The sequence below is a fragment of the Arthrobacter sp. 05L428 genome, from assembly GCF_056397665.1.
The window spans coordinates 69,546-86,625 of record NZ_JBFTNW010000009.1 but is presented as its reverse complement, the minus strand read 5'-3'; the positions used below and the strand labels follow the sequence as shown (position 1 = coordinate 86,625).

Below are 17,080 nucleotides of genomic sequence, written 5' to 3'. Positions count from 1 at the left end.
ATGACGAACTTGAACGCCATCGATCCGGCCGCCGTCGCGGAAGAAGCCAAGATCGAGAACAACGACGTCGTGATCGCGAAGTCGCGGATCATCGTGCGGCGCTTCCTGCGCAACAAGACCGCCGTGACCGGCCTGGCGATCTTCGTCCTGCTCACCGTGCTGTCCCTGATCGGCGGGATTTTCTCCAGCTGGGACAAGGAGACGATCGACCCCTTCAACATCGGCATGGGCCCTTCCTCGGAGCACCTGCTGGGCACCTCCCAGGCCGGCATCGACCTGTACGCCCTGACCGTGGAAGGGACCCGGGTCTCGATCCTGATCGGCCTGGTCGTCGGCCTCGTGTCAGTGCTGATCGCCGCGGTGTACGGCTGCACCATGGCCTACTTCGGCGGCAAGGTCGACAAGGTGATGCTGTTCATCCTGGAAGCCCTGATCATGATGCCGGCCCTCCTGGTCGTGGCCGTGGCCACGAGCGGCGGCGGCAACGGGCTGCAGCAGAACCTCCCCAGCTGGCTGCTGCTGATCATCGTCCTGCTGATCTTCAACTGGATGGGCACCGCCCGCCTGATCCGCTCGCTCTCGATGTCGCTCATGCAGCGCGACTTCGTCAAAGCCGCCCAGTACATGGGCATCCCCGCGCGCCGCATCGTCTGGCGCCACCTCGTGCCGAATATCGGTTCGCTGCTGGTCCTGGACATCACCCGCGGCGTGACCGGCGCCATCCTCGCCGAGGTCGCGTTCTCCTTCATCGGCATCGGCATCAAGGTCCCGGATGTGAGCCTGGGCGTGCTGATCGGCCAGGCGACCTCCCAGGTCTCCACCTTCCCGTGGATGTTCTGGGTGCCGCTGACCGTGATGTTCCTGCTGACCGGTTCGCTCGCCATGATGAACGACGGTCTCCGTGACGCGTTCGATCCCAGCTCCAGCTCCATTGGCAGCGCCAAGGAAAAGAAGAAGACCTCATGAGCAGCGATACCACCGCCACCGACCTCAGCACCGCCGAACGGCTGCACGTGGCCGGCCTGCACACCGCCGGCGGGCACTACGCAGATGCGCCGGCGGGTGCCGTGCTCTCCGTCCGCGACCTCAACGTCCGCTTCAACACCGAGAACGGCGTGGTGCACGCTGTGCGCGGCATCGACTTCGACCTGATGCCGGGAAAGACCCTCGGGATCGTCGGCGAATCCGGCTCGGGCAAGTCCGTCACCTCGATGGCCATCATGGGCCTGCTGCCGGATACCGCCGAGGTCACCGGCTCCGTCCGGCTCAAGGGCCAGGAACTGTTGGGGCTCAGCGACAAGGCCATGTGCCGCTACCGCGGCAACGAGCTGGCCATGGTCTTCCAGGACCCGTTGTCCTCGCTGACCCCGGTCTACACCGTAGGCAACCAGATCATCGAGGCGCTCACGGTGCACAACCCGACCATGAGCAAGCAGGCCAAGGAGGCCCGCGCCGTCGAACTCCTGGGCATGGTGGGCATTCCCAGCCCCAAGGACCGGCTCAAGGCCTTCCCGCACGAATTCTCCGGCGGTATGCGCCAGCGGGTGATGATCGCCATCGCGATTGCCAACAACCCGCGCGTTCTGATCGCGGATGAGCCGACGACGGCGCTCGACGTCACCATCCAGGCGCAGGTGCTCGAGGTGCTGCACACCGCGCAGGAGGAAACCGGCGCCGCCGTCGTGATGATCACGCACGACCTGGGCGTCGTGGCCGGAATGGCCGACGACATCATGGTGATGTACGCCGGCAAGCCGGTGGAGACCGGCAGCGTCGACGACATCTACTACAACCCCAGGATGCCCTACACCATGGGGCTGCTGGGCGCCGTTCCCCGCGTCGACGTGGCCGAGAAGACCTCGCTGGTGCCGATCGAGGGCATCCCGCCGAACCTCATCCACGCGCCCACCGGCTGCTCCTTCGCCCCGCGCTGCCCGCTGGTCAGCGAGGCCTGCCTGCAGGGCGAACCCGAGCTCTGGCCGGTCAGCGGCACCGGCGACGGCACCCTGGAGCACAAGGCCGCCTGCATCAAAACCGATTCCCTTGCCACCGAGGTGGACGTCCACGAAATCTTCCACGCCCCCGCGGTGCCCGTCTCCCGGTTCGACGCGGTGCCCCGGGCCGAGCGCAAGGCTGTCCTGGAGCTCAAGGACGTCAAGAAGCACTTCCCGCTGATGAAGGGCGCCCTGCTCAAGCGCCGGATCGGCACGGTCAAGGCCGTGGACGGCCTGAGCTTCGACATCCGCGAGGGCGAATGCTTCTCGATCGTGGGCGAGTCCGGCTGCGGCAAGACCACCACGCTGCTGGAAATCATGGAATTCCACCGCGACCAGGACGGCGAGGTGACGATCGGCGGCCTGAGCAACAAAGCCGCCTCGGACGCCAAGACCAAGGCCGCCATGCGCAAGGAACTCCAGATGGTGTTCCAGGACCCCACCGGCGCCCTGGATCCGCGCTTCACCGTCTACGAGGTGCTGGCCGAGCCGCTGGAGAACTCCGGGATGGCCAAGCCTGCGATCCGGAAGCGGATCATGGAGCTGATGGAGCTCGTGGGCCTCCAGCCGGACCACGTCAACCGCTTCCCGAACCAGTTCTCCGGCGGCCAGCGCCAGCGCATCGGCATCGCCCGCGCCCTGGCGGTGAACCCCAAACTCGTGGTCCTGGACGAACCGGTGTCCGCGCTGGATGTCTCCGTCCAGGCCGGCGTCATCAACCTGCTCGACCAACTCCGCGCCGAACTCGGGCTGAGCTACCTGATGGTGGCCCACGACCTGTCCGTGGTGCGCCACATCTCCAACCGTGTGGCCGTGATGTACCTGGGCAAAATCGTGGAAATCGGGGACGTCGACAGCGTCTTCGACAACCCGCGCCACCCCTACACCCGCGCCCTGCTCTCCGCCATCCCGGTGCCGGACCCGCAGCTGGAGCGCACCCGCGAACGCATTATCCTGCAGGGCGACCTGCCGTCGCCGCTCGATGCGCCGAAGGGCTGCAACTTCGCCACCCGCTGCCCGGTCTTCGCCGCACTCCCGGCCGCCAAGCAGGAAAAGTGCCTGACCCTGGAGCCGCCGCTGGAAACCGCGACGGCGCCTGCCCCGGCCACCGGCCCCCGGACCGACGCCTCGCCGTCGGCCTCCACAGACCAGCAATTCGCCTGTTTCTACCCGGACGGCGAACTGGACGCGGACATGTTGGTTGTCCACGAGTCCCTCTGACGCACCAAACCGCACCTGAACCACAACTCGCACCAAAAATGAAGGGGATCATTATGAAGAATCTGACCAAGATCGGCGGGGTGGCCGCCGTAGTGGCAGCCCTCGCGCTGACCGGATGCGGCGGAGGCGGCGCCACCACGACCGCCGAGAGCGCCAAGGCCCAGGACGCCAACGGCGACCTCAACAAGCTCGTCAGCGTCAACGCCAAGAAGGCCGACGAACTGAAGCAGGGCGGCACCGTGACCCTGCCGGTCGGCAACATCGGCCCGGACTTCAACGGCTTCTCCAATGCGGGTAACTCCGCGGACAACACCGAGCTGCACTACCCGATCGACGAAGCCGGTTACGTGGGCTGCTGGAAGCTCGACTTCGACGGCACCGCGAACCTGAACAAAAACTTCTGCGAAGACTTCAAGAGTGAGGTCAAGGATGGCAAGCAGACCATCACCATCAAGATCAACCCGAAGGCCGTGTACAACGATGGCACCCCCATCAACGCCGCTACCTTCGTCAACACCTGGAAGATGCTCAACGGCAAGAACAAGGACATCGACATTGTCTCGTCCGGTGCCTACGAGTTCATCGACTCCGTCAAGGCCGGCAGCAGCGACAAGGAAGTCATTGCCACCACCACCCAGCCGGTCTACCCGCTGAGCGACATCTTCGGCGGCTTCATCCCGCAGACCGTCAACACGCCGGAGCTCTTCAACACCGGGTTCTCCGGCCAGATGCACCCCGAGTGGATGGCCGGCCCGTTCAAGGTCGACAAGTTCGACTCCGCGGCGAAGACCGTCACCATGGTCCCGAACGACAAGTGGTGGGGCGAAAAGCCGGTTCTGGAAAAGGTGGTCTTCCGCCAGCTCGAGGCCAGCGCCGAGATTGCAGCGTTCAAGAACGGCGAGATCGACATGGCTGACGGCCGCACGCTGACCAAGTACAAGCAGCTCGAAGGCTCCAAGAACTCCGAGGTCCGCCGCGGCCAGCGTCTGTTCGCCGGCGGCCTGAACCTCAACGCCCTGAAGGCCCCGCTGACCGACGTCGCCGTCCGCAAGGCGATCTTCACCGCCGTCGACCGCCCGGCCATCCGCGCCGTGCGCTTCGGTGGCTTGAACTGGGAAGAGGAAAGCTCAGGATCGATGATGCTGATGCCGTTCTCCAAGTACTACCAGGACAACTACCCGGTCAAGGATGTTGGCGCCGACGCGGCGAAGAAGGCCCTGACCGAGGCCGGCTACGCCCCCAACGCCAAGGGCATCATGGAGAAGGCCGGAAAGCCCGTCTCCTTCAAGATCACCAACTTCGGTGACGACCCCACCTCGCTCGCCACCGTGCAGACCCTGCAGAAGCAGCTCCAGGCCGCCGGCATGGACGTCGGCATCGACCAGCGCGGCGACGCCGACTTCGGCAAGGTTGTGGGCAGCCGCGACTTCCAGCTCACCATCAGCGGCTACACCGTGGGCTCGGACGCAACCTCAGGTGTGAAGCAGTTCTACGATTCCAAGACCAACGAAAACCAGCTCGGCGACGCCGAACTGGACAAGGAAATCAAGGACCTCGCTTCCATCCAGGACGATGCCCAGCGCAACAAGGCCGCCATGGAGGTCGAGAAGAAGCACATGGCGAAGTACTTCTCCATGGGCGTCATCATGAACGGCCCGCAGATCTACTTCGCACGCACGGGCCTTGCCAACTATGGCGCGTCCCTGTTCCAGACCCCGGACTGGAGCCTCGTCGGCTGGCAGAAGTAAGCCTTCCCTTCCGACGCTCCCTCACCTAGGGCAGCAATCCAGGCGACCCTCCCCACTCTGCGGGGGAGGGTCGCCTGCGTTGTTGCCGGGCCTGAGGGAGCCCCGGGCGGGCGGGTAACGTGGACGCATGGCACCTTCCTCCCCGCCCGTCCGCACCGCAGTCGCCGGCTTCGGCCTCTCCGGCAGCGTGTTCCACGCGCCGCTGATCGCGGCCAACCCGGCTTTTTCCCTCGACGTCATTGCCACCTCCGACGCGGGCCGGAAGGCGACGGCCGCCGCGGCCTACCCGGCGGCCAGGGTCGTCGATACCCCGGCCGCCGTCCTCGAACTCGCCGGCGGGCTGGACCTGCTGGTGCTGGGGACTCCGCCGGCCACCCACTACCCGCTGGCCAAAGCCGCGCTGGAGGCGGGCCTCGACGTCGTCGTTGACAAGCCCTTCACGGTGCGCAGCGCCGAGGGCCGGGAGCTGATGGACCTGGCCGCACGGCTGGGCCGCGTACTCACCGCCTTCCAGAACCGGCGCTGGGACGGCGATTTCCTGACCGTGCGCGCCCTGCTGGAGAGCGGCGTCCTGGGCACGGTCACTCGCTTCGAATCACGCTTCGAGCGCTGGGCGCCGAAGGTCACCAAAGCGTGGAAGGCGGCGGCCACCCCCGACGACGGCGGCGGGGTGCTGTTCGACCTCGGCACGCACCTGCTGGACCAGGCGCTCGCGCTCTTCGGCCCTGCCGCCGTGATCCACGCGGAACTGGCGGCCCGGCGGCCCGGGGAACGGGCGGACGACGACGTTTTCGTGGCCCTGCGGCATGATTCCGGGGTGACGAGCCACCTCTCGATGAACCTGCTGTGCGCCCAGCAGGGGCCGCGCTACCGCCTGTTGGGCAGCGACGGCGGCTTCACCAAACACGGCGTGGACCCGCAGGAGCCTTATCTCGCCGCCGGCGGGAGTCCGCTCGACGCAGCCTACGGCGTGGAGGACCGCGAGTGGGCCGGCCTGTTGGGCCGCGACGGCCACCTGGACCGCCTGCCCACCGAACGCGGCGCGTACCCGGAGTTTTACCGGATCCTCGCCGAGAAAATCATCGACGGCGGCACGTCCTCGGCTCTGCCGCTCCCGGTGGATCCCGCCGACGCCGTCGAAGTGCTGCGGCTGATCGAACAGGCCCGGGAGCTCGTTTAAACACCCATCGACTGCTCCGATAACGCCGTTTGGGGGGTCCAAAAGGGCGTTCACGGAGCAGCCGATGCCGGTGGAACTTACGCGGAGACCAGCTCGTGCCAGTCCGCGACCAGGGGCAGGTTGTGCGCCTCGGAGACCGAGCGGTGCGCAACCTGGCCGGCGGCGATGTTGAGGCCGGCAGCGAGGGCGGCGTCGCGCTCAAATGCGGCCTTGACGCCCAGGTTGGCCAGCGAAACCGCGTAGCGCAGCGTGACGTTGGTCAGGGCGTAGGTGGAGGTGTTCGGCACGGCGCCGGGCATGTTGGCGACGCAGTAGAAGATCGTGTTGTGGACCTTGTACGTCGGTTCCTGGTGCGTGGTGGGGTGCGTGTCCTCGAAGCAGCCGCCCTGGTCCACGGCGATGTCCACCAGCACCGAGCCGGGCTTCATCCGGGAGACGAGCTCGTTGGTGACCAGCTTCGGGGCCTTGGCGCCGGGGATCAGCACGGAACCGATCACGAGGTCGGCGTCGACCACGGACTTCTCGATCTCGTAGGCGTTGGAGGCGACCGTCTTCAGGCGGCCCTGGTACTGGGCGTCGAGTTCGCGCAGCCGGTTGATGTTGATATCCAGGATGGTGACGTCGGCGCCGAGGCCCAGGGCCATGGCGGCGGCGTTGGTGCCGGCCACGCCGGCGCCCAGGACTACGACCTTGGCCGGGCGGACGCCCGGGACGCCGCCGAGCAGCACGCCCTTGCCGCCGGCCGGAGCCATCAGCGAGGTGGCGCCGACCTGCACGGACAGGCGGCCGGCAACCTCGGACATCGGGGCCAGCAGCGGCAGCGTACGGCCTTCCTGCACGGTCTCGTAGGCGATGGCGGTGACGCCGGAGTTGATGAGCTCCTGCGTCAGTTCCGGCTCGGCGGCCAGGTGCAGGTAGGTGAAGAGGATCAGGCCCTTGCGGAACCGGTGGTATTCGGCCTTGACCGGCTCCTTGACCTTCATGACCATGTCGGCGCGGGACCACACGTCGTCCGCTTCGGCGACGATCTCGGCACCGGCAATGGCGTATTCCTCGTCCGTGATGCCGGAGCCCAGGCCTGCGCCGCGCTCGACCAGGACGGTGTGGCCGTGGTGGCGGAATTCGTGCACGCCGGCGGCCGTGATGGCGACGCGGAATTCGTTGTTCTTGATCTCTTTGGGGACGCCGATGATCATTTTTGGGCTCCAGTGGTGGTGGCCGCGCGGGCCGGGTGTGCGGGGGAAGTCGTGATTCCAGAATAGAACCGGCTGTGAGGCAGGCGACAGGGCCGCCGGTCCCGCCCCACGCCGCAACCGCGTGTTTCCGGGAATTTCCAAAAGCTCGGCTCGACAACTGTCGAGTCAGGAAACGTCAGGTGTCGCCTCTTGTTCGTCGCCGTTCCGTTCGGCTCCGGGACCCGCGGGGCAGTAATGTGGCAGCATGCAGCAGCAGGACGTAGAGCAGCTCGTGGAGCGGGTGGCCCAGCGGCTCGGGCGCGGGCTCTCGCTCGAAGACCTCGACGGCGTCCTGCTCGCCTACAGCTCCAACCAGTCGCACGCGGACCGGGTCCGGGTGAACTTCCTGCTCAGCAAGCGCGTCGCGGCGGACGTCAGCGCCTGGCAGCTCTCGCACGGCATCGCGACGGCGGTGCGGCCCGTCGTCGTGCCGGCCAACGAGGAACTGGGCATGCTGGGGCGCGTCTGTGTCCCGTTGCTGGTCCGCGGATTCCGGGTGGGCTACCTCTGGGTCCAGCTCGACGCCGCGGAGCCCACCGCGGGCACCGTCCTGGCCCAGTTGCCGGAGGTGGCGCGCGAGCTGGAGGAGCTCTCCGCCCTGCTGCTGGACTCGAACACTGCCGAATCCGAGTTCCGCCGCCGGCGCGAACAGGAGTTCCTCGCCGCCTGCCGGGGCGAGGCGAACGCCGTCGCCGCCGTCGCGGGCTGGAAGGAAGTGCAGGGCCGCGGGCCGTGGCAGCTGGTGACCGTCCTCGACGCCGACGGCTGGGCGGAGGGTTCGGACCCGATCGCCTCCACACTGATCCACAGGTCCGCCGCGCTGCAGGCCACCATCGGTGTGGACGCGGCACTGTTCAGCGCGGGGACCGAGACACACGCCGTCGTGCTATTCAAGGAATCCACCGGACGGGCCAACCACGCCCAGGTGCTGGTCCACTACCAGCTGGAACTGGCCAAGCGCGCGGGCCGACCGGTCCGCCGGATCATCCTCGGCACCTCCGAGGGCTTCTCCCGGCCGCGGGAACTGGCCGAGGCGTACCGGCAGTCCCGGCAGGCGGCGCAGGCCGCGGCCGTGGACCCCCAGCTGGGCGAGCTGGTGGACTGCCGTGCCACCGGTCTCTACCAGTTGCTGGCCTCGGCCGGCGGCGGGGCCGGAGCCTGGGCGGATGCGGGCTCGGTGTACTTCCGGATGCTGGAGGACCACGACCGGAACGGTGAACTGCTGCCGGTGCTGGAGCTTTTCTACGATAACGACAGTTCGGTCCAGGAGGTGGCGGCCAAGCTGCACCTGCACCGGAGCAGCATCTACAACCGGCTCGGCAGGATCCGCCAGGTGCTGGGCGTCGACCCGCTCAAGGGAATGGTCCGGCTGGAACTGCACGCGGCGCTGAAGGCGCGGCGCTGGGCCCAAAGGCCAAGGATCTAGGCTGCCCCGGCTAGCGGTCGTCGCGGAGGGCGGAGTCCTGCTCGCTGTCGGGGCGGGAGGCCAGCGGCCGCGCCGCCTCCCGAAGCGCATCGGGCGCAGTCTCCCGCGCTGTGCGCCTCCGGCGCGATATCCGGCTGTCCATCCACAGGGCGACGGCCACGAACGCGACGCAGCTGGCCATGAACGCCGCGGTGTTGTTCAGCCCCATCACCGTTCCGAGGATGCCGGTAAGCACCATGGCGGCGATGCCGGCCAGGATGTGCCACCCTCTGAACTTACCCACAATTCAAGCGTAACCCCGGCCTCTGCCGCGTTTCCGCGCCGGGACGGGATCGTTGTTTGATCCTTATCACGCCGTCACGAAGCATCCGCGCCGCCGCTGTCATTGCTGTCAGCTGAGTCGCCGACGGCCTCGGGTGCCGCATTTTCCGCGGCGGTTTTCTTCTTTTGCGTCTCCAGCCACGCCATGATGTCGGCCAGCCGGATCCGCCGGTGCGTGCCGCGGTACTCGACCGGGATCTCGCCGCGGTCCGTCATGTTCCGCAGGTACGTGTGCGAGATGCCCGCCAGCTCCGCCGCCTTCGACGTGGTCAGCATTTCCTCCACGCTGCTGACGGTGACCGACTCGCCCCGGCTGAAGCGGCCCAGCAGGTCGACGACGGCGTCCCTTGCCGCGGGCGGCAGGCGGTGCACGGTGCCGTCGACGAAGACCGTGATGTCGTTGCTGCCGTTGAGCGCGTACTGGAGTTTTTGTGCGTCCTCGGCCGGGAGCCCGGCGGTCACCCGGGGAGCAATCAGTGTCATGGAGTGCATCCTAGCGCCCCGGGTGCGGGCTCACGCTCCGGTTACAGACCCAGTTCTTCCAGCACCGGCAGCTTGGCCCGGACCCAGGCGCGCGCCTCTGTGGCGCTCGGGGCGGAAAGTGCCAGCTTGGCCAGCTCCTGCGCCTCGGCCAGGGTCACGGTCTTCAGCACCGCTGCCACGGCCGCGATGGAACGCGCCGTCATCGACAGGGTCGTGACGCCCAGCCCGGTCAGCACGACGGCGAGGGCAGGATCCGCCGCGGCCTCACCGCAGACGCCCACCGGTTTGCCGTGGCCTTCGGCGGCGGAACCTTCGACCGTCAGGCCCACGAGCCGGAGCACGGCCGGCTGCCACGGGGTGTTCAGCGCGGCGAGCGGGCCCAGCTGCCGGTCCGCGGCCATGGCGTACTGGGTCAGGTCGTTGGTGCCCAGGCTCGCGAAAGACACTTCCCGCAGGATGGCCTCCGCGGTCAGCGCCGCGGACGGCACCTCCACCATGACGCCGGGGGTCTTGATCCCGGCGGCAGCGCACAGGGACGCGAATCGTGCGGCTTCCTCCGCCGTCGAAATCATCGGTGCCATCACCCAGACGTCCGCCTCGGATTCCTGCTCCGCCAGGGCGATGGCCTGCAACTGGCGTTCCAGCACTCCCGGGGTGGTGAAGTCGGTCCGGTAACCGCGGACGCCAAGGGCCGGGTTGGGCTCGGTGGCGTCGGTCAGGAACGGGAGCGGCTTGTCCGCGCCGGCGTCGAGGGTGCGGAGTACCACTTTCTTGCCGGGGAAGGCGTCGAAGACGCCCTTGTAGGCGGCGGCCTGCTCCTCCACGGTGGGTTCGGTATCCCGTTCGAGGAAGCAGAACTCGGTCCGGAACAGGCCCACGCCCTGGGCGTTGAGCCCGGCCGCGGCCACGGCATCCTTCGCCCCGCCCACGTTGGCCAAGAGCGGCACGAGGTGGCCGTCCGCCGTCGCACCGGTACCGTCAAAGTCCGCCAATAGCGACGCGGTCGCGGCCCAATGCTCCGCGGCGGCGCGCTGGGCGTCGTCCGGTTCAGCCGTGATGGTCCCGGCGGCCCCGTCGACGTAGACCTCCGTGCCGTCCGGCAAGGCGTCGACGCCGGCGGCAGCGACGACTGCGGGCAGGCCGAGGGAGCGGGCGATGATCGCGGTGTGCGACTGCGGGCCGCCGCCGGCGGTCAGCAGTGCGAGCACCTTTTCGGGATCGAGCGTGGCCGTGTCCGCCGGCGCCAGGTCCTCCGCAATCAGGATGAACGGGGTGGCGGCGGAGGGGATGCCCGGGGCGGGCACGCCACGCAGCTCGGCCACGATCCGCGCCCGCACGTCCAGGACGTCGGTGGCCCGCTCAGCCATGTAGCCGCCGAGGTTGTGCAGCATCTCCGAGACGGACGCGCCGGCTTCCCAGATGGCGCGCTGGTTGGAGGTCCCGCGGCCAATCAGCTTGGCGGCGGACTTCAGCAGCATGGTGTCGGTCGCCATCAGCGCGGTGGCCTCCAGCACGGCCTTGCCGTCGCCGCTGACCGTCTCGGACCGCGCCTTGAGCTCGTCGTGCACGGCCTTCGCCGCCGCCTTCAGGGCCGCCGTGGCCTCCTCGGGGGAGACGCCGGCCGGAAGCTGTTCGCCCGCCGGCGGCTCACTGACCGGCTTCGGCATCTGCCGGATGGTGCCGATGATCCGGCCGGGGCTGACGCCTACTCCTTGGAAGTTCTGCACTGAAAGTCCTCATTCTCTGCCGTGAGCCAGTAAGTCAGTCCAGGTGCCGCCACTGAACCGCTAGATCCTAGATTTCCTGCGGCTGTCCACTACGTCAACCGGCAACTTGCGGTACCTGAAAAAAGTGTATGTGATGCACTTCATATAGCGTTGCTATAGGTGCTAGGGTAGCGGTTATGAGTATCGAAGGCCAGCTACCGCCCAAAATCCGGCTGCTGCGTGCAGCTGCGGGATTGCTGGCCAAGTCCGGGGGAGCCGCGGTTTCCACGCGCCAGATCACGCAGCTGGCGGGGGTGACTGCCCCCACCCTGTATCACCACTTCGGTGACAAGGAGGGGCTGTTCGACGCCGTTGTGGCGGCAGGATTCGAGGAGTACGTGGCCGGCGAGCGAGACTTCGCTCCGTCCGGGCAGCCGCTGGAGGACATCCGGCGGATGTGGGACCAGCACGTGCAATTCGGGCTGAAGCAGCCGGAACTGTACCTCGTCATGTTCGGCAACATCCGCCCCGAGAGCCGTCCCGCCGTTGTGGCCGACGCCGAGGCGCTCATGGAGGAAATGCTGAACAAGGCCGCGGTCGCCGGCCAGCTCAACGTCCCGCCCCGGGAGGCGGCGAGGAGCATCCTGGCTGCGAACGTGGGCGTGACCCTCATGCTGATCACGGAGAAGGCACCGGAGCGCAACCTCGAGCTCTCCGCCATGACCCGCGACGCGATGATCTTCGCGGTCTCCACGGAACAGGCCCGGCAAGCCGGGCCGGAAGACTCCGGGAAGTCCCCGGTAGTGGTAGCGGCCATCGCCCTGAATGCGGCGCTGCAGGCCTCGCACTCGGACCAGCTGTCCAGCTCTGAACTCAAGCTCTTTCTCGAATGGCTCCACCGGATCTCCACCAGTTCCACCAGCTAGCTCGTCGAAAATATCGGACAATCCTGCGGTGCAGCAGGAATCACGGTTAGGAAATCACATGGCAACAGAGACCGTTGCGAAACCCCGGACCAGTATCAGGGTCGGTGTGCAGAAATTTGGCACCTTCCTGTCCGGAATGATCATGCCCAACATCGGCGCCTTCATCGCCTGGGGCATCATTACCGCCTTCTTCATCCCGGCGGGCTTCACCCCCAACGCCGACCTGGCCAAGCTGGTCGGCCCGATGATCACCTACCTGCTGCCGCTCCTGATCGGCTACACCGGCGGCCGCATGGTCTACGGCGTGCGCGGCGGCGTGGTCGGCGCGGCGGCCACCATGGGCGTGATCGTCGGAACGGACATCCCGATGTTCATCGGCGCCATGATCATGGGGCCGCTGACGGCGTGGATCATGGAGAAGATCGAAAGCCTCTGGGAGAACAAGGTCAAGCCCGGCTTCGAGATGCTGATCGACAACTTCACCGCGGGCATCGTCGCCGCCGTCATGGCCATCTTCGGCATGCTGGTGATCGGCCCGGTGGTGAAGGCCTTCAGCAACGGCGCCAGCGCCGTCGTCGAGTTCCTGGTCAACAACGGCCTGCTGCCCTTCACGAGCATCTTCATCGAGCCCGCGAAGGTATTGTTCCTGAACAACGCCGTGAACCACGGGATCCTGACCCCGCTGGGCACCGAACAGGCGCTCGCCCAGGGCAAGTCCATCCTGTTCCTGCTTGAGGCCAATCCCGGCCCGGGCGTGGGCGTCCTGCTCGCTTACATGATCTTCGGCAAGGGCATGGCCAAGGCTTCGGCCCCCGGCGCCGCCCTGATCCAGTTTGTCGGCGGCATCCACGAAATCTACTTCCCGTACGTGCTGATGAAGCCGATCATCATCCTCGCCGCGATCGGCGGCGGCATGACCGGCATCTTCACCCTCGTCCTGACCGGTGCGGGCCTGCGCTCCCCGGCCGCCCCGGGAAGCATCCTCGCGGTCTTCGCCGCGACCCCGCCGGACAGCTACTTCGGCGTGGCCTTGTCCGTGCTGCTGGCCGCGACCGTGTCCTTCCTGATTGCCTCCGTCATCCTCAAGTCCAGCAAGGACGTCGAGGGTGACGAACTTGGCGCCGCGACCACCCGGATGGAAGCCATGAAGGGCAAGAAGAGCTCCGTCTCCTCCGCCCTCGTGGGCGGCGGTGCGGGCGCCGGCGGCGTCGCGGTGCTGGCCGGTCCGGTCAAGAACATCGTCTTCGCCTGCGACGCCGGCATGGGCTCGAGCGCCATGGGCGCCTCGGTGCTCCGGAACAAGATCAAGGCCGCCGGCTACCCGGACGTCAAGGTCACCAACTCCGCGATCGCGAACCTCAGCGACACCTACGATGTCGTCATCACGCACCAGGACCTGACCGAACGGGCCAAGCCCGCAACGTCCAGTGCCGTCCACGTCTCGGTGGACAACTTTATGAACTCGCCGCGGTACGACGAGATCGTGGAGCTGGTCCGGACCAGCAACGCGCCGGCCGACGCCTCCGGTGCGGTGGCGGGTGCGGGAACGGGTGCGGCCGTGGCAACGGCATCCGCTCCGGAAGCGGAGCCCGAAGCCGGGCCGTCCGGCATCCTGGTGGCCGACAGCGTGATCCTCAGCGGAACGGCAACCACCCGTGACGCTGCGATCGACGAGGCGGGCCGGCTGCTGCTGGACCGCGGCGCCGTCGACGCCGGCTACCTGGACGCCATGCATGAGCGCGAGGAATCCGTCTCGACCTACATGGGCAGCTACCTCGCGATCCCGCACGGCACCAACGCCGCCAAGGACCACATCATGAAGTCCGCGGTCTCGGTGATCCGCTACCCGAACGGCATCGACTGGAACGGCAAAGAGGTCAAGTTCGTCGTCGGCGTCGCCGGCATCAACAACGAGCACCTCCAGATCCTCTCCTCGATCGCCAAGGTCTTCACCAACAAGGCACAGGTCGCGCAGCTGGAGGCGGCCACCACCGTCGACGAAGTGCTCGACCTGTTCGGAAAGGTAAATTCCTAGTGAAGGCTGTTCATTTCGGAGCCGGAAACATCGGCCGTGGATTCGTCGGACTGCTGCTGCACGAGGCCGGGTATGAGGTGGTGTTCGCGGATGTCGCGGATGCCCTCATCACCCAGCTCGCCGCGGCGGACAGCTACCAGGTCCACGAGGTGGGGGACAGCCCGGCCGTGCGCACGGTGGACAACTTCCGCGCGCTGAACTCCGGCACCCAGGAAGCCGACGTCGTCGCGGAAATCGCGACGGCGGACATCGTCACCACCGCGGTGGGCCCGCACATCCTCAAGTTCGTGGCACCCGTGATCGCCAAGGGGATCGCGGCCCGGCCGGCCGGGCTGGCGCCGCTGCAGGTGATGGCGTGCGAGAACGCGATCAACGCGACCGACATCCTGAAGTCCGAAATTTCCGCCCAATGGGATCCGGCCGCCGGTTCGCTGGATGCCGCCGCCGTGTTCGCCAACACGGCGGTGGACCGGATCGTGCCCAACCAGGAGGCCGGGCAGGGCCTGGACGTCACAGTGGAGACGTTCTATGAGTGGGTCATCGACCGGACCCCGTTCGCGGGGAAGGAACCAGCCATTCCGGGGGCGACCTTCGTGGACGACCTGGCGCCCTACATCGAGCGGAAGCTCTTCACCGTGAACACCGGGCACGCCTCGGCCGCGTACTTCGGCTTCGAAGCCGGGCTGTCCAAGATCTCCGAGGCCATGGCGGACCAGGACGTCGCCGCCGATGTGCGCGCAGTGCTCGACGAGACCAAGGAACTGCTGGTGGCCAAGCACGGCTTCAACCGCGAGGAGCAGGAAGCCTACGTGCAGAAGATCCTCGGCCGGTTCTCCAACCCGCACCTTCCGGACACCGTGAACCGGGTGGGGCGGGCACCGCTGCGCAAGCTCAGCCGGCACGAGCGCTTCATCGGTCCCGCTGCGGAGTTGGCCGAGCGCGGGATTGTCCCCGAGGCACTGCTCGGTGCGATCGCCGCCGCGCTGCGCTTCAACGACCCGGCCGACGCCGAGGCCGTGGAGCTGGCGCAGATCCTGAACTCCTCCACCCCGGAGGACGCCACGACGAAGATCACCGGCCTGGACTCGGGGCATCCGCTGTTCCCGGCCGTCTGTGCCCTCGTCGAGGAAGCCAAGGCCGCCGTCTAGCCGGACGCTTCCTCACCTTTCGCGGAAAAACAACGGGCCCTCCCTCACACCAGGTGAGGGAGGGCCCGTCGTTTAGGCCGTGGATCTGCGCGGGCGTCGCCCCAGGACCGGCAGGCCCGGCAGGACCGGCAGGAGCTGCGGAAGCGTCAGACGCGGCTGGCGGCGGCGGTTTCGCCGTCGGCCATCGCCTTCCATTCGGCCACGCGCGCCTGGTGCAGCGGCGAGCGGCGGACGACGGCGAACGCGGCACCCAGGACCGCGAACCAGAGCGGAGTGACCAGCAGGGCCACAAGGGTGTCCGGCTGCGTGGTCAGCGCCCAGACCAGGAACGCGAAGAACGCAAACACGACCCACACCATGGGAATGCCGCCGGGCATCTTGAACGTCGAGGCCGCGTGGAGTTCCGGCCGGCGCTTCCGGAACACGAGGTAGCTGGCCAGGATGATGCTCCAGACAAACATGAAGCAGACGGCGGACACGGTGGTGACCATGTCGAAGGCCACGCCCACGTCCTTGCCCGCATACAGCAGCGCGACGCCGGCCAGCAGCAGCACGCAGGACAGGAACAGCGCGTTCTGCGGGACCTTGCGGCTGGAGAGGCGGCCGAAGAGCCTGGGGGCGTCGCCGTCGTTGGCCAGGCCGTAGACCATCCGGGAGGTGGAGTAGATGCCGGAGTTGGCCGAGGACATCGCGGAAGTCAGCACCACGAGGTTCACCACCGTGGCGGCCATGCCGAGCCCGGCGAGGGAGAACATGGCGATGAACGGGCTCTGGCCCGCCTTGAAGCCGGTCCACGGGGTGACGGACATCAAGATGATGAGGGCGCCGACGTAGAACAGCATGACGCGCAGCGGGATCGCGTTGATGGCGCGGGGCAGGTTGTGCTCCGGGTTCTTGGTTTCGGCCGCGGCGGTACCCACCAGCTCGATGCCCACGAAGGCGAAAACAGCGATCTGGAAACCGGCCACGAAGCCCATGAACTCCTTGGGGAACAGGCCGCCATGGCTCCACAGGTTACTGAAGCCCGCGGTGCCGGCGTTGGAATGGAAGCCGGTGAAGATCATAACCAAGCCCACAGCGATCAGCGCCACGATGGCCACGATCTTGATCAGGGCGAACCAGAATTCCGTCTCACCGAAGGCCTTGACGGTCGGAAGGTTCAGCAGGAGCAGGATGATGATGGTCGCGATCCCCGGGACCCACAGCTGGATGCCGGGCCAGAGCTGCTCGGCGTAGCCGGCAATCGCGATCACGTCCGCCACCCCCGTGACCACCCAGCAGAACCAGTAGGTCCAGCCGGTGAAGAACCCGGCCCAGGGGCCCAGCAGGTCGCCGGCGAAGTCGCTGAAGGACTTGTAGTTCAGGTTGGACAGCAGCAGCTGGCCCATGGCGCGCATGACGAAGAACAGCATGAAGCCGATGATCATGTACACGAAGATCACGGACGGTCCGGCCACGGAAATGGTCTTGCCGGAGCCCATGAAGAGGCCGGTGCCAATGGCGCCGCCGATGGCCAGGAGCTGGATGTGCCGGTTGCTCAACGAGCGTGCAAGGTGGGGCTCGGTGTCCCGGCTGGAGGCAGTTCTCTGCTCCGCGGTTGTCTGTTCGGGCATGTCAACAATCCTTCGTGTGGTCCGCCGCATTGGTGACGGCGGTT

Annotated in this window: 13 protein-coding genes; 8 read left to right on the top strand and 5 right to left on the bottom strand. The window is 67.3% G+C overall.

Annotation, left to right across the window (positions count from 1 at the left end; all coding sequences use genetic code 11):
• The 4 genes from AC1DH3_RS15030 to AC1DH3_RS15015 all read left to right on the top strand — a co-directional run bounded on the left by AC1DH3_RS15030 (position 1) and on the right by AC1DH3_RS15015 (position 6,143).
• Positions 1 to 966: an ABC transporter permease gene (locus AC1DH3_RS15030; protein WP_476893399.1), complete on the top strand. Its 966-nt coding sequence runs from the start codon at positions 1 to 3 to the stop codon at positions 964 to 966.
• Positions 963 to 3,215, top strand: a complete 2,253-nt coding sequence (locus AC1DH3_RS15025; protein ID WP_441419231.1) for an ABC transporter ATP-binding protein — start codon at positions 963 to 965, stop codon at positions 3,213 to 3,215. The genes AC1DH3_RS15030 and AC1DH3_RS15025 overlap by 4 nt, the downstream gene beginning before the upstream one ends.
• A gap of 53 nt (positions 3,216 to 3,268) precedes the next feature.
• Complete coding sequence (locus AC1DH3_RS15020; RefSeq protein WP_476909661.1) at positions 3,269 to 4,963, top strand: ABC transporter family substrate-binding protein; 1,695 nt, start codon at positions 3,269 to 3,271, stop codon at positions 4,961 to 4,963.
• A gap of 127 nt (positions 4,964 to 5,090) precedes the next feature.
• Positions 5,091 to 6,143 (top strand): Gfo/Idh/MocA family protein, encoded by a 1,053-nt coding sequence (locus AC1DH3_RS15015; RefSeq protein WP_476893401.1) that lies wholly within the window; start codon positions 5,091 to 5,093, stop codon positions 6,141 to 6,143.
• 77 nt (positions 6,144 to 6,220) lie between these two features.
• Here AC1DH3_RS15015 and ald read toward each other — a convergent pair whose 3' ends face one another.
• Positions 6,221 to 7,339: an alanine dehydrogenase gene (gene ald, locus AC1DH3_RS15010; protein ID WP_441419234.1), complete on the bottom strand. Its 1,119-nt coding sequence runs from the start codon at positions 7,337 to 7,339 to the stop codon at positions 6,221 to 6,223.
• A 244-nt stretch (positions 7,340 to 7,583) separates the two neighbouring features.
• Here ald and AC1DH3_RS15005 point away from each other — a divergent pair, with 244 nt between their 5' ends.
• Positions 7,584 to 8,804 carry a PucR family transcriptional regulator gene (locus tag AC1DH3_RS15005; protein ID WP_441419235.1) on the top strand — a complete coding sequence of 407 codons (1,221 nt, stop codon included), beginning with the start codon at positions 7,584 to 7,586 and terminating at the stop codon, positions 8,802 to 8,804.
• A 10-nt stretch (positions 8,805 to 8,814) separates the two neighbouring features.
• Here the strand turns inward: AC1DH3_RS15005 and AC1DH3_RS15000 are convergent, their stop codons facing one another.
• The 3 genes from AC1DH3_RS15000 to ptsP form a co-directional block, all read right to left on the bottom strand.
• Entirely contained in the window at positions 8,815 to 9,087 is a 273-nt protein-coding gene (locus tag AC1DH3_RS15000; RefSeq protein WP_441419236.1) for a hypothetical protein, read from the bottom strand.
• A gap of 74 nt (positions 9,088 to 9,161) precedes the next feature.
• Positions 9,162 to 9,608, bottom strand: a complete 447-nt coding sequence (locus AC1DH3_RS14995; protein WP_476893402.1) for a helix-turn-helix domain-containing protein — start codon at positions 9,606 to 9,608, stop codon at positions 9,162 to 9,164.
• A 41-nt stretch (positions 9,609 to 9,649) separates the two neighbouring features.
• Positions 9,650 to 11,335: a phosphoenolpyruvate--protein phosphotransferase gene (gene ptsP, locus AC1DH3_RS14990; RefSeq protein ID WP_476909660.1), complete on the bottom strand. Its 1,686-nt coding sequence runs from the start codon at positions 11,333 to 11,335 to the stop codon at positions 9,650 to 9,652.
• 176 nt (positions 11,336 to 11,511) lie between these two features.
• On the opposite strand from ptsP, the gene AC1DH3_RS14985 reads away from it, so the two are divergent.
• Genes AC1DH3_RS14985 through AC1DH3_RS14975 form a run of 3 tightly spaced genes read left to right on the top strand, consistent with a single transcriptional unit; the run spans position 11,512 to position 15,423 of the window.
• Positions 11,512 to 12,240, top strand: a complete 729-nt coding sequence (locus AC1DH3_RS14985) for a TetR/AcrR family transcriptional regulator (protein WP_441419239.1) — start codon at positions 11,512 to 11,514, stop codon at positions 12,238 to 12,240.
• A 58-nt stretch (positions 12,241 to 12,298) separates the two neighbouring features.
• Positions 12,299 to 14,275 carry a PTS mannitol transporter subunit IICBA gene (locus tag AC1DH3_RS14980; protein ID WP_476909659.1) on the top strand — a complete coding sequence of 659 codons (1,977 nt, stop codon included), beginning with the start codon at positions 12,299 to 12,301 and terminating at the stop codon, positions 14,273 to 14,275.
• Positions 14,275 to 15,423: a mannitol-1-phosphate 5-dehydrogenase gene (locus AC1DH3_RS14975; RefSeq protein WP_441419241.1), complete on the top strand. Its 1,149-nt coding sequence runs from the start codon at positions 14,275 to 14,277 to the stop codon at positions 15,421 to 15,423. Before AC1DH3_RS14980 ends, AC1DH3_RS14975 begins: the two co-directional genes overlap by 1 nt.
• Positions 15,424 to 15,569: 146 nt before the next feature.
• Here AC1DH3_RS14975 and AC1DH3_RS14970 read toward each other — a convergent pair whose 3' ends face one another.
• On the bottom strand, positions 15,570 to 17,036 hold the full coding sequence (locus AC1DH3_RS14970; protein WP_441419242.1) for an amino acid permease: 1,467 nt from the start codon (positions 17,034 to 17,036) through the stop codon (positions 15,570 to 15,572).
• Between the last annotated feature and the right edge of the window lie 44 nt (positions 17,037 to 17,080).

Excerpts from the sequence above, each read along its gene's own strand:
- AC1DH3_RS15030 (WP_476893399.1), top strand. The coding sequence starts at position 1 with ATGACGAACTTGAACGCCATCGATCCGGCCGCCGTCGCGGAAGAAGCC.
- AC1DH3_RS15025 (WP_441419231.1), top strand. The coding sequence starts at position 963 with ATGAGCAGCGATACCACCGCCACCGACCTCAGCACCGCCGAACGGCTG.
- AC1DH3_RS15020 (WP_476909661.1), top strand. The coding sequence starts at position 3,269 with ATGAAGAATCTGACCAAGATCGGCGGGGTGGCCGCCGTAGTGGCAGCC.
- AC1DH3_RS15015 (WP_476893401.1), top strand. The coding sequence starts at position 5,091 with ATGGCACCTTCCTCCCCGCCCGTCCGCACCGCAGTCGCCGGCTTCGGC.
- ald (WP_441419234.1), bottom strand. The coding sequence starts at position 7,339 with ATGATCATCGGCGTCCCCAAAGAGATCAAGAACAACGAATTCCGCGTC.
- AC1DH3_RS15005 (WP_441419235.1), top strand. The coding sequence starts at position 7,584 with ATGCAGCAGCAGGACGTAGAGCAGCTCGTGGAGCGGGTGGCCCAGCGG.
- AC1DH3_RS14995 (WP_476893402.1), bottom strand. The coding sequence starts at position 9,608 with ATGACACTGATTGCTCCCCGGGTGACCGCCGGGCTCCCGGCCGAGGAC.
- AC1DH3_RS14985 (WP_441419239.1), top strand. The coding sequence starts at position 11,512 with ATGAGTATCGAAGGCCAGCTACCGCCCAAAATCCGGCTGCTGCGTGCA.
- AC1DH3_RS14980 (WP_476909659.1), top strand. The coding sequence starts at position 12,299 with ATGGCAACAGAGACCGTTGCGAAACCCCGGACCAGTATCAGGGTCGGT.
- AC1DH3_RS14970 (WP_441419242.1), bottom strand. The coding sequence starts at position 17,036 with ATGCCCGAACAGACAACCGCGGAGCAGAGAACTGCCTCCAGCCGGGAC.